General features: G+C 70.5%; 10 protein-coding genes. 9 read left to right on the forward strand and 1 reads right to left on the reverse strand.

Annotated elements, in window-relative coordinates; translation table 11 throughout:
* Window positions 1-68 precede the first annotated feature (68 nt).
* The 6 genes from OG737_RS30680 (at window position 69) to OG737_RS30705 (ending at window position 7,759) form a co-directional block, all read left to right on the forward strand.
* Window positions 69-1,520: a CehA/McbA family metallohydrolase gene (locus OG737_RS30680; protein WP_328929449.1), complete on the forward strand. Its 1,452-nt coding sequence runs from the start codon at window positions 69-71 to the stop codon at window positions 1,518-1,520.
* Window positions 1,521-1,708: 188 nt separating this feature from the next.
* Window positions 1,709-2,596 (forward strand): hypothetical protein, encoded by an 888-nt coding sequence (locus OG737_RS30685; protein ID WP_328929450.1) that lies wholly within the window; start codon window positions 1,709-1,711, stop codon window positions 2,594-2,596.
* Between the two features lie 51 nt (window positions 2,597-2,647).
* Complete coding sequence (locus tag OG737_RS30690) at window positions 2,648-2,875, forward strand: hypothetical protein (RefSeq protein ID WP_328929451.1); 228 nt, start codon at window positions 2,648-2,650, stop codon at window positions 2,873-2,875.
* A 170-nt stretch (window positions 2,876-3,045) separates the two neighbouring features.
* On the forward strand, window positions 3,046-3,450 hold the full coding sequence (locus OG737_RS30695; RefSeq protein ID WP_328929452.1) for a luciferase family protein: 405 nt from the start codon (window positions 3,046-3,048) through the stop codon (window positions 3,448-3,450).
* A gap of 149 nt (window positions 3,451-3,599) precedes the next feature.
* Window positions 3,600-7,574: an FxSxx-COOH system tetratricopeptide repeat protein gene (gene fxsT, locus OG737_RS30700; protein ID WP_405676871.1), complete on the forward strand. Its 3,975-nt coding sequence runs from the start codon at window positions 3,600-3,602 to the stop codon at window positions 7,572-7,574.
* A 50-nt stretch (window positions 7,575-7,624) separates the two neighbouring features.
* The gene (locus OG737_RS30705; RefSeq protein ID WP_328929453.1) at window positions 7,625-7,759 is read left to right on the forward strand and encodes a hypothetical protein; all 135 of its coding nucleotides are present in this window, start codon (window positions 7,625-7,627) and stop codon (window positions 7,757-7,759) included.
* Here the strand turns inward: OG737_RS30705 and OG737_RS30710 are convergent.
* Window positions 7,749-9,434, reverse strand: coding sequence for a carbohydrate binding domain-containing protein (locus OG737_RS30710; protein ID WP_328929454.1), 1,686 nt, complete (start codon window positions 9,432-9,434; stop codon window positions 7,749-7,751). The two genes, OG737_RS30705 and OG737_RS30710, sit on opposite strands and share 11 nt — an antisense overlap.
* A gap of 261 nt (window positions 9,435-9,695) precedes the next feature.
* On the opposite strand from OG737_RS30710, the gene OG737_RS30715 reads away from it, so the two are divergent.
* From OG737_RS30715 to OG737_RS30725, 3 genes are read left to right on the forward strand one after another with little or no spacing between them, the layout of a single operon-like run.
* On the forward strand, window positions 9,696-10,553 hold the full coding sequence (locus OG737_RS30715) for an ABC transporter substrate-binding protein (protein ID WP_405676868.1): 858 nt from the start codon (window positions 9,696-9,698) through the stop codon (window positions 10,551-10,553).
* A complete protein-coding gene (locus OG737_RS30720) occupies window positions 10,550-11,350 on the forward strand; it encodes an amino acid ABC transporter permease (RefSeq protein WP_328929455.1) in 801 nt (266 codons plus the stop codon). The genes OG737_RS30715 and OG737_RS30720 overlap by 4 nt, the downstream gene beginning before the upstream one ends.
* A gap of 34 nt (window positions 11,351-11,384) precedes the next feature.
* Window positions 11,385-12,206 carry an amino acid ABC transporter ATP-binding protein gene (locus OG737_RS30725; protein ID WP_328929456.1) on the forward strand — a complete coding sequence of 274 codons (822 nt, stop codon included), beginning with the start codon at window positions 11,385-11,387 and terminating at the stop codon, window positions 12,204-12,206.
* Window positions 12,207-12,292: the final 86 nt, after the last annotated feature.

Genomic DNA, 12,292 nt, shown 5'->3' on the forward strand with positions numbered 1-12,292 from the left:
ACCCCGCGCGGCCCGGGCGGCCGTCCGGGCTTCAGGCCCCGTTCACCCGCGGCTGTCACCGTTGCCGGATGGCTATCAGTAGACGAGAACTGCTGGCAACCGGAGCGGCCGCGGCCGCCGGCCCCCTCATCCCCACCGGCCAGAACACGGCCGCCCGCACCCTGCGCGGCACGATCGCGCCCGGCGCCCCGGACTGGGTGTACGTCCCCCTGGAAGTCCCGCCAGACCTCGTCGAGTTACGCATCTCCTACACGTACGACAAGCCGTCCGTGCCGCCGGGCACCCCCGGTAACGCACTCGACATAGGCATCTTCGACCAGAGAGGGACCTCGCTCGGGGGCCGCGGCTTCCGGGGCTGGTCCGGCGGTGCGCGCAAGGAGTTCTTCCTCCGCACGGACGACGCCACCCCGGGCTACCTGCCCGGCCCGATAGAGCCGGGCCGGTGGTACCTGGCGCTCGGCCCGTACACGGTGGCCCCCGGCGGCCTCCCTTACGAGATCACCGCCACCTTCACCTCCGGCGACCCCGCCCCGCCCGCGGTTCCCGCCCACCCGCCGCAGCGGGCCCGGGGCCGCGGCCGGGCCTGGTACCGCGGCGACTGCCACCTGCACTCCGTGCACTCCGACGGCCGGCGCACCCCCGCCGAACTCGCCGACCTCGCACGGGCGGCGGGCCTGGACTTCATCAACTCCTCGGACCACAACACCCACTCGGCGCACGCGGTGTGGGGCCCGGCCGCCGAGGCCGCGCCCGGACTGCTCGTACTGACCGGCGAGGAGGTCACCACCCGCACCGGCCACGTCCTCGCGGTAGGTACCGCACCGGGCACCTTCGTGGACTGGCGCTACCGGGAACGCGACCACCGATTCGGTCGTTTCGCACACGCGATACACCAGGCCGGAGGACTGGTCGTCCCCGCCCACCCGCACGCCACGTGCATAGGCTGCGCCTGGAAGTTCGGCTTCGGTGAAGCCGACGCGGTGGAGGTGTGGAACGGACCCTGGACCCCGGACGACGAGGTCGCCCTCGCATCGTGGGACGCGACCCTGCGCGGCGGCGGTGAGCGGTGGCTCCCGGCCATCGCCTCCAGCGACTACCACCGGGATCCGGACCGGGTGGGCACACCGCAGACGGTGGTCCTGGCCGACGACCTGTCGCGCGAGGCGATCCTGGCCGGGCTGCGGTCCGGCCACAGCTACGCCGCCGAATCCGCCGCCGTCTCCGTGGCGTTCGACGCGATGACCGCACGCGGGGCGCACGCCGGGATCGGTGAACGGATCCAGGTCCCGGACGACATGGAGATCCTGATCCGGCTGAGCGTTGCCGGAGCCGAGGGATGTGACCTGAGGCTGATCACCGACCAGGGCGTGGCCTTCACGGCTCCGGCGGCCGCCTCCCTGGAGTGGCGCACCACGGCCTCCCGTACGACCTACGTCCGCGCGGAGGTCCGCCGTCCACCCCAGATCCCACCCCTGCCGGGACCCCCGGCGGCGCTGACCAACCCGATCTGGCTGGCCTGAATCGAAGAAACGATTATGCGTGTGGCGGCCCCGAGGCGGCGCACGGCGGCAGGTGGTGGATGTGTGTCCACCGTTCGACTGGCATATGCGCACGTCTGGACGCAGAGGCGCATGATCGGACCGCCCGTTGGTGAAGCTCGTGGCGTCCGGCAGCCGCCGCTGTCACCGAACGAAAGGTCGGCACGCCCATGCTGATCGTCCAGCTCGCCCTCGTATCAGAGACCCAGACCAACCAGATCTCCCCCTCGCAGCTCACCCGGGTGGCCGCTGCCCTGCAGAAACAGGCGACCCGCGACTTCGGGCCGATCTGGGACGTCAACGCAACCGTGGACGCCTTCGACAGACTGGAGGACGTGCCCGTCGGGTACTGGCCGCTGATCGTGGTCGACGACGTGCCCGACGCGGCGGGATTCCACACGGACGAGAACGGACAGCCGTTCTCCCTGATCGAGTTCGGCGACAGCTGGTCACTGACGGCGAGCCACGAGATGCTGGAGATGTGCGCCGATCCCTTCGGGAATCGTCTGGTGTCCGGCAAGTCTCCGAAAGAGGACCAGGGAATGGTCGAGTTCCTGGTGGAGGTCTCCGACCCCTCGGAGGCCGAGGAGTTCGGCTACACCATCAACGGCCTGCTCGTCTCGGACTTCTTCACCCCGAGGTTCTACGACCCGGTTCTCGTCGACGGTGCCCGCTACAGCTTCGGCGGTCACATCAAGGAACCCAGGAAGGTACTGCCCGGCGGATACATCAGCTGGCGCGAACCGGTGTCGGACGAGTGGTGGCAGCAGACCTGGTTCGAGGGCGACGAACCGAAGTTCCGCAACCTGGGGCGCCTGACCGGCAGCGGAAGTCTCCGTGCGGCCATCGACGCCAAGACCAAGACGGTCAGCCGCCTCGCCCGCAGCGGTCCGACCTCCGAGCGCTACCGCACCGCGAAGGCACTTACGGCGCGGGCCAAGGAGTCCACCGGCGCCCGGGCCGCAGCATGGCGCGTCCAGATCGAGGGCCTGAAGGTCGCGAACCCCGCGGCAAAAGCGTGGAAGGGAAAGGCGAAGGGCAAGGGCAAGGGGAAGTGACGGTGGCCGCCACCGCATGCGGCCCCCGGCCCGACCATCAAGGAGGCCGTCGTGAGCGATGACGCCCAGCAGCGCAAGGCTCGCGCGGACAGAATCCGCCAGAAGATCCACCGGCCGGGGGCCGATGCCCCGGGACCGGCACCGGCGGCCGACGAGCCGCCGGAGGGGGAGAGCCCGAAGGAAGGCGTCGAACGCCGGATGCGCGAGCTCGACGAAGCCGAGGGCGACGAACACGCACCGTCCTCGGGCGATGACGGAGAAGCCCCTGGCGGCAGCTGATCCGGCCGTTCGACCTGGACCCCGCCATCGGCAGGGCCCGGCCTCCTGCCACCGCTTATGCCGAACAGTGTTCACCTACCGGGGGGTTTACGCTCTGCCCGCGAATACCGGAGCGTGTGATTCGGTCAAGGGCCTTGTGGTGTCGGTCGGGAGGGGGGCACGCTCGGGGGATGAACACAGCTAGACTCGCCAGTGAACAGCTGATGCGTTGGTCTGCCCTGAGCGAAGGCCCGGCCCTTTGCGGCGCGGGGTTCGGGCTGAACGCGGGTCTGCGGGAGATCGTTCACTTTCACGGCGATCACGAAGCCGATGTCCACCTGAGCCACGCGATGATCACGAAGCTTCGGCCGGCTCTCGCCGGGTCGTCCGCGATCCGCCTGCGGGCCGGATCCGAGTGGGTGACGCTGCGCCTGGACATCGGGTCCGACATCGACCTGTTGGCCACCCTGGTCAGCGCGGCGCTCGCGGCCGGGGCCCGGGCCGAAGCCGAACCCGGCGGCGGCCACGTCCGCGGCCCGGCCCCGTGCACACGCCTCGGGAAACCGGCTGCGGCCGTCCTGTCCGGCTGCCTGTAAGTCCTGCGCGGGTCGCGGGACATCGGGGACCCGGCGGGCGCTCGGAGCGCCCGCCCGCCGGTGAGCCGCAGGCCGCCCGGCCGCCCGACGCCTACACCCGGCCCCCGTGGGCACAAAGATCTGGGGAGGGCACCGACCGGGGGGAGCGGATGACAGTGAGTCGCGGGAGCCGAGACGGACGTATCGTCACCTTCTATTCCTACAAGGGCGGCGCGGGGCGCACCATGGCGCTGGCCAACACCGCCTGGATCCTCGCCGCCAACGGCAAGCGGGTGCTCGCCGTGGACTGGGACCTGGAGGCCCCGGGCCTGCACCGGTACTTCCACCCCTTCCTCGACCCCGCCACGCTCGGAGCCACCACCGGGGTCATCGACCTGATCAGCGAGTACGCCTGGGCGGCGACCAGCCCGGCGCAGCGCGCCGACGACTGGCACAAGGACTACGCGCGCATCCAGCCGCACGCGGTCTCCCTCACCCCCGAGACCCTGGGCTGGGAGTTCCCCGACGGCGGCACGCTCGACTTCGTCTCGGCGGGCCGGCAGAACCGCGAGTACTCGGCGACCGTCTCCACCTTCGACTGGGACAGCTTCTACGACCGGCTCGGCGGCGGCCTCTTCTTCGATGCCTTACGCGCGGACATGAAGCGGAACTACGACTACGTCCTGATCGACAGCCGCACGGGGCTCTCCGACATCGCCGACATCTGCACCGTGCACCTCCCCGACGCCCTGGTGGACTGCTTCACCCTCTCCGACCAGTCCATCGACGGCGCCGCCTCCGTCGCCCGCCAGATCGACGAGCGGTTCAACGACCGCGGCATCAAGATCTACCCGGTCCCGATGCGCATCGACGAGGGCGAGAAGGAGAAGGCCGACGCGGGCCGCGCGCTCGCGCGGATCAAGTTCGACAGCTTCCCCAACGGCCTCGTGGGCGACGAGCTCACCTCGTACTGGGGCGCGGTGGAGATCCCGTACCGGCCGTACTACGCCTACGAGGAGACCCTGGCCACCTTCGGGGACGAGGCGGGGCTGACCAACTCGTTGCTGTCCGCCTTCGAGCGGCTCACCGCCGTGGTCACCGAGGGCGGGATCACCTCCATGCCGGCCATCGGCGAGGAGGTCCGGCTGCGGATACGCGACGCGTTCACCCGGCGGCGCCCGGCGCTGCCCGCCGACCTGTTCCTCTCCTACGTCGCCGAGAACCGGATGTGGGCCGACTGGATCGAGTCGGTGCTCACCCGGGCCGGGTTCCGCGTCGTCCCCAAGGACGTCTCCGCCGAGCGCGCCCCGGGCACCGCCCCCGGCGACACGCTGAGCGCGGGCATCAGCGTCGACACCGCCGCCCGGACCGTGGTGCTGCTCTCCAGCGCCTACCTCAAGTCGGCCCGGGCGGTGGACGTCTGGGAGCGGGCTGCCGCCGAGGACCCGAGCGGGGGCCGGCGGCAGCTGGTGCCGCTGCGGGTGGGCGACGTCCGCCTGTCCACGCCGTACATCGACCGCAACCCGGTGGACCTCTTCCGGCTCGACGAGGTGCACGCCACCACCGCCCTGCTGCGCGCGGTGGAGCGGCCGATGGCGCTGCCGGACAGCGTCGCCAGCGCCTCCCCTCCCGGCCCCCGCTTCCCGGGGACCGTGCCGAAAATCTGGAACGCGCCGCCGCGCAACCCCGGGTTCACCGGCCGCAGCATCGTGCTGGAACGGATGCGCGACCAGCTCGGCAGCGGGATGGCGGTGGTGCTGCCGCAGCCGCAGACCCTGTACGGGCTCGGCGGCGTCGGCAAGACCCAGGTGGCGCTGGAGTACGTCCACCGGTTCATGGCGGACTACGACCTGGTGTGGTGGATCTCCTCGGAGCAGACCGACGACGTGGTCGCGGCCCTCGCGGAGCTGTCCGTACGGCTGGGCGCGCAGACCGGCGAGGACATGTCGGCGGCGTCGCAGGAAGCGATCGACCTGCTGCGGCGCGGGGTTCCCACCTCGCGGTGGCTGCTGGTCTTCGACAACGCCGACGACCCCGAGACACTCAAGCGGTTCTTCCCGCCGGGCGGCCCGGGCCACGTGCTGGTGACCTCCCGCAACCAGTCCTGGTCGCAGTACGGGGACGCGCTCCCGGTGGACGTGTTCCTGCGCGAGGAGTCCATCGAGCACCTCCAGCGCCGGGCCCCCGGCCTGACCAAGGACGACGCCGAGCAGGTGGCCGTCGCGGTGGGCGACCTGCCGCTCGCGGTCGAGCAGGCGGGCGCCTGGATCTCGGAGACGGCGACTCCGGCGGCCGCGTACCTGGACCAGCTGGGCCGGCAGACCGCCCGCGTGCTGGGGCTGAACCAGCCGCCCGGCTACGCGGATCCGGTCGCCGCGACCTGGAACGTGTCCATCGAGCGGCTCCGGTCCCGCTCGCCCGCCGCCGTACGGCTGCTGCAACTGCTCGCCTTCTGCGGGCCGGAGCCGGTCTCGGCGAACCTCCTCTACAGCAAGGAGATGATTGACGCGCTCAAGCCGTACGACTCCTCGCTCCAGGAGAAGCTGGTGCTGGGCCGGGTGATCCGGGAGATCGGCCGGTTCGCGCTGGCCAAGGTGGACCAGGCCAGCAACAGCATCCAGGTGCACCGGCTGGTGCAGGCGGTGATCAGGGCGCAGCTGTCCGAGGAGGAGCAGCGGGAGGCCCGGCACGCGGTGCACCGGATCCTGGCCGGGGCCCGGCCGGACGACGACGAGCCGATCGACAACCCGGAGACCTGGCCCCGGTTCAACACGGTCTGGCCGCACCTGTCGCCGTCCGGAGCCCGGCTGTGCCGGGAGCCGGAGACCCGCCGGCTGATGATCGACCGGGTCCGCTACCTCTGGAAGCGCGGTGACTTCAAGGCCGCGTACGCCCTTGGCGAGGAACTGCGCGAGGCGTGGAAGGAGACCCTCGGCACAGACGACCTCCAGTACCTGTACCTGTGCTTCAACCTCTCCAACATCCTGCGCTCACAAGGCCGGTTCGTGGAGGCGAAGGAGCTGGACGAGGTCACGCTGGAGCAGCAGCGCAGCGTGCTCGGCACCTCGCACCCGCACACATACATGACGACCAGCGGTCTGGCGATGGACCTGGGCGCACTCGGCCGGTACGGCGAGGCGATGGACCTGGCGAAGGCCGCGTACGAGGGCTTCGCCGCCATCTTCCACGAGACGCACCCGTGTACCCTGGCCGCCGCGAACGACCTGGCGCTGAACCTGCGGATGGTGGGGCAGTACGCAAGGTCCAGGGAGATCGACCAGGAGGTCTTCGACCGGCGTACCGAGGTCCTGGGCACGGACCACCCGCACACGCTGTCCTCGGCACAGAACCTGGCGCGCGACCTGCGCGAGGTGGGCCGGTACGAGGATTCGGTGCAGTTGCTGAGCCGGACGTACGAGATCTACATGCGGCAGCTGGGCCCGGGGTTCCCCGGCACCCTGTCGGCCGCGAAGAACCTGGCCGTGTCGCTGCGCCGGGCCGGCCGGCTGGAGGACGCCTTCCGGCTGACCACGGCCACCCGGGCCCGCTACCGGGCCAAGTACACCTCCGTCACCCCCGACCTGCTGTTCTGCGAGCTCAACCTGGCCTCGGACCTGTTCGCGACCGGGGACCCGGGCGGGGCACGGGACCTGGCGCAGGAGGTGGTGGACGAGTACATGAAGGTGCCGGGTGAACGGCACCCGTACACACTGGCCGCGGTGAACAACCTGGCGGTCTTCCACGAGGTCACGGGGGCGGCCGAGACGGCCGGGACGATGCTGCGGCAGACGATCCGGTGCATGCGCGAGGTGCTGGGCGACAACCATCCGCATACCGTCTTAGCCCACCTCAACCTGGCCAACGCCCATGCCGGGCAGGGTGATCCCGAGGGCGCCCTGGAGCTGGAGCGGACTGCCGTGATGCGGCTGCGCGAGGCGCTCGGGGCGCATCACCCGGAGACCCTGGCGAGCGCCGCCAACATGGCGGTCAGCCTGGAGGCGATGGGCCGCGGGGAGGAGGCGGTACGGATACGCGCGGAATCGGTGACCGAACTGGCCCGGCTGCTCGGCGAGGACCACGCCCTGACCCGCCGCGCGCGCGACGGACGGCGGTTCCACCGCGACCTGGAGCCGCTGGCCCCGTGATCCGGAAGCGTACCCCGGATGACCGTCGCCTGCGGGAGCGGTCCGGCTCCATGACCGAAGCCGGGACCGACTTCGCCCTCCCGGCACTGCGAGACCCGGACCGCGTCCCCTTCCCGCTCGGAGTCCACGCCGTCCGGGCCCGCAGGCCGCCCAGGCCCTGGGGGCTGCCCCCGGTCAGCCGGTGAAGCCGGTGGTGATGGAGGTGAACTGCCAGTCGTTCTGGGCGATGCCGGAGCAGCTCTCCTGCAGCCCGCCGCCGGCGCAGCCACGGTCGCGGTTGACGGACCAGAAGGCGAGACGGGCGATGTGGTGGGAGTTGGCCCAGTTGCGGATGTCGGTCCAGTTCTGGATCGTGGTGGTCTCCTGGGTGTCGCTGACGCCGTTCATGCCGGAGATGCCGATGTGCGAGTAGGCGGTGGCGTCGTCCCAGCCGAAGGTGGACTTGAGCTTGGTCTTGAGGCCTTCGGTCGCGCTGACGGTGCTGGCGTACATGTCGGTCGAGGCGTTGCCGAAGTCGAACGGCATGATGGTGAACACGTCGATGTCCGCGCCCTGCGCCTTCGACTGTTCGATGAGGCGGTTACCCCACGAGGTGGGTCCCGCCGTGCTCGTGCCGAAGGTCAGGATGGTCCTGAGACCGGGATTGTTCTGCTTGACGATCTTGAGCGCGCCGATGATGCGGTCCTGGACCACGGCGTTCTCGAACTCGTCCGTGTTCTCGATGTCGACGTCGATGGCCTTGAGGCCGTAGGCGTCGATCACCCGCTGGTACGCACCGGCCAGCGCCTCGGGGGTCGCGCAGTTGGGGCCGAGCTTGTTGCCCTGCCACCCGCCGATGGACGGAACGATGTCGCCGCCGGCCGCCCGGATCGAGCTGATGGTGCTCTGGTCCGCCCCGCCGGTCAACGGGCGCTGGCCGTCCCAGGCCGGGTTGCATCCGCCGGAGGAGAGGATGAAGGCCATGGTGAACCACTTCGCCCCGGTCGCGTTCATCACCGTGGTCGCGCTCGGCGGATTGCCCCAGCCCAGGTAGAGGTACGGCGCCGCCTGCTTGAAGCCGGTCGGCGTGGTCCCGTTGGCGGTGGTGACGGTGGCGGCGTTGGAGGCCGGTGAGGTGTTGCCCGCCAGGTCGCGTGCGCGGACGGTGAACGTGTACGCGGTGTTGGGGCTCAGCCCGGCGACCGTCGCGCCGGTCGTGGTGGACGTGGCCACCTTGGCGGCGCCCTGGTAGATGTCGTAGCCGGTGACGCCGACGTTGTCGGTGGAGGCGGTCCAGGCGAGCGAGACGCTGGAGGAGGTCTTGCCGGTGGAGGTGAGGCTCCCCGGTGTGGTCGGGGCGACGGTGTCGGTCCCGCCGCCGGGGCCCTCTAGGACGACGTCGTCGGCGTAGTAGGTGCCCTGCCCGTACCAGCCGTTGAGGTAGATCTCGGCACTGGTCTGGGAGGCGCCGGTGGTGAAGGAGACGGTGAGCTTGGTGTAGGCGGTGGCGGAGGGCGTCCAGGTGGACGCGCCGCCGGTGACGCCGAGGTACGCGTAACTGCCGCGGACCCATGCGGAGAGCGTGTACGAGGTGCCCGGCCGGACCGCGACGGTCTGGGTGCACTTGGCGTTGTCCGAGGCGCTGGCCGCCCCGGCCAGCGCCTTGCCGCCGCCGTGTACGGGGGAACCCACGACGGAGCCCAGGCCGCCGCTGCAGGACCAGCCGGCCGTTGTGCCGCCCTCGAAGTCGCCGTTCGTGAGGAGGTTGGCGCCGAAGGCGGCTCCGGGGGCGCTCAGCACGGCGGCCGCGCCGAGCACGGTGGCGCCGAGGCCGCAGGCCAGGCGGGTTCGGGTTCGAGTGGTTCGGGTGCGGTTGGGCATGGGAGTGCCTCCATCGAGGTGGGGGGAAGGTGAGCAGCCCGGAACGTGACGTGCGGCGTGGCCGGGAACTTATGCCTCCGGATGCGTCGCCGTCAACTGGTCTGGACCAACTTGGCGCAATGGGAAGGATTCCCAACTGTTGGGGTTGACACGGGTGTTGTCCGAAACGCAGCATCGGGGGCGGGCCGCCGGGGGCTTACGATCTCCGCGGACGGTCTCGTCCCGCGACCGCCGCCAGCCCCGCACCCGTGGAGGTCACCCGTGTTCCGGACCGCCGAAGGACGCCGCACCCGCCGCAGCAGTCACCGCAGCAGTCACCGCATCCGTGCCACGGTCGCCGCCGCCGCGGGAATGTTCCTCGCCGCCGGCTGCTCCTCCGGCGACGGCGGCCCGGGAGAGGCCGCCGGAGGCGTGCCTGTCGTCGAGAAGGGCAAGCTGACCACCTGCACCCATCTGCCGTACCCGCCGTTCCAGTTCGAGCAGGGCGGCAAGGTCGTCGGCTTCGACGTGGCCCTGATCGATCTGGTCGCGCAGAACCTCAAGGTCGAGCAGAAGATCCTCGACACCCCGTTCGAAAACTTCAAGACCGGGGCGTTCCTGAACTCGGACCAGTGCGACCTCGCCGCGGCCGGCATGACGATCACCGACGAGCGCAGGAAGAACGTCGACTTCTCCGTCCCGTACTTCGAAGCGACCCAGGCGCTCCTCGCGACCGCGAAGAGCGGTGTCACCTCGCTCGCCGACGTCAAGGCGAAGTCGAAGAAGCTGGGCGCGCAGGCCGGGACCACCGGCGAGAGCTACGCCAAGGGGCAGGGCTTCGACCCGGTCGCCTTCGAGAGCTCGGACGCGGTGCTGAACGGGCTGCGCACGGGCCAGGTCGACGCGGTCGTCATCGACTACCCGGTCGTCCAGGGCTGGCTGGGGGACAAGGCGAACGCCTCGGAGTTCGTCCTCGGGCAGAACATCGAGACCGGTGAGAAGTACGGCTTCCCGGTGAAGAAGGGCAACACCGCCCTCCTCTCCGAGATCGACAAGGTGATCACGGCCGCCAAGGCCGACGGTACCTACAAGAAGATCTACGAGCAGTGGATCGGCCCGCTGCCCCAGGCCGCGTCGTGACCTTATCGCTGACCCGGCGGCAGCGGCGCCGCCTCTGGCAGGGCATCCAGTACGCGGTCTTCGTGGCCGTGCTGGTCCTGATCGGTGTCCTGGCCGACTGGGGCCGGCTGCAGAACCAGTTCGCACAGACGGACCTCGCCCTCCGGCTCTTCCCGAGGATCATCACCACCGCCCTGCGCAACACCGTGGTGTACACGACGTCGGGGTTCGTCTTCGGCTTGGTGCTCGGTCTCGTCATCGCCATGATGAGGCTGTCGTCGGTGGCCCCGTACCGGTGGGTCGCCGGCGTCTACATCGAACTGTTCCGGGGCCTGCCCGCCCTGCTGATCTTCATCTTCGTGGGTGTGGCGGTGCCGCTGGCGTTCCCCGGGACCGAGATCCCCGGCGGAACGTACGGCAAGGTCGCGCTCGGTCTCGGTCTCGTCGCGGCCGCCTACATGGCGGAAACGATCCGGGCCGGCATCCAGGCGGTGCCCAGAGGGCAGATGGAGGCGGCCCGCTCGCTGGGCTTCTCGCACGGCCGGGCCATGGTGTCGGTGGTCATCCCGCAGGCATTGCGCGTCGTCATCCCGCCGCTCACCAATGAACTGGTCCTGCTGTTCAAGGACTCCTCGCTGGTGCTCTTCCTGGGCGTGACGCTGCAGGAGCGCGAACTGACCAAATTCGGCCGGGACCTCGCCAGCGAGACCGCCAACTCCACCCCGATCCTGGTCGCCGGCCTGTGCTACCTCCTCGTGACCGTGCCGTTGGGCTTGGTGGTGCGCCGTCTCGAGGCCCGCGCGGACAAGGCCACGTGAGGACGAGATGCCACAGGAGACGGGAGCGGTGGACATGACAGCAGTGGATCGCCCGGAGATCGAGATCAGGGGGCTGCACAAGTCCTTCGGCGCCAACCACGTCCTGCGAGGCATCGAACTGGACATCGCCCGTGGCGAGGTGGTCTGCGTGATCGGGCCGTCCGGCTCGGGCAAGTCGACACTGCTGCGCTGTGTGAATCTGCTGGAGGAGCCGGACGAGGGCCAGGTCTTCGTCGGCGGTACGGAGGTCACCGACCTCGATGTCGACATCGACGCCGTGCGCCGCCGCATCGGCATGGTCTTCCAGCAGTTCAATCTGTTCCCGCACGTGAGCGTCACCGAGAACCTCACGCTGCCGCAACGGCGGGTGCTCGGCAGGGACAAGGCGCAGGCCGCCGCCGTCGCCCGGGAGAACCTGGAGCGCGTCGGCCTCGCCGACAAGGCGGACGCGTTCCCGGCGCAGCTGTCCGGCGGTCAGCAGCAGCGGGTGGCGATCGCCCGGGCCCTGTCGATGGGGCCGGAGGTGATGCTCTTCGACGAGCCGACCTCGGCGCTCGACCCGGAACTGGTCGGCGAAGTGCTCTCGGTGATGCGCGTGCTGGCGAACGAGGGCATGACGATGATGGTCGTGACCCACGAGATGGGCTTCGCCCGCGAGGTCGCGGACCGCGTCGTGTTCATGGACGGCGGAGTGATCGTCGAGCAGGGGCCGGCGGCGCAGCTGGTCGCCCATCCGCGGCACGAGCGGACCAGGATCTTCCTCCACCGCGTGCTGGACCCGGTGGCGGCCGAGGCACCTGCCGCCGCTGACGGCCCCGGTCCGGGGAAGCCTGCCGACGGGCCGCCCGAGCGATGAGGCAGGTGCGTCGTTCACCGCATTCCGCGTCGTGATCTATCGAAGGCCGCCGCCGGTCGTGGCCCAGGGTGCCGGAGCGATCACCC

The organism is Streptomyces sp. NBC_00122 (assembly GCF_045160845.1).
Classification (GTDB): Bacteria; Actinomycetota; Actinomycetes; order Streptomycetales; family Streptomycetaceae; genus Streptomyces.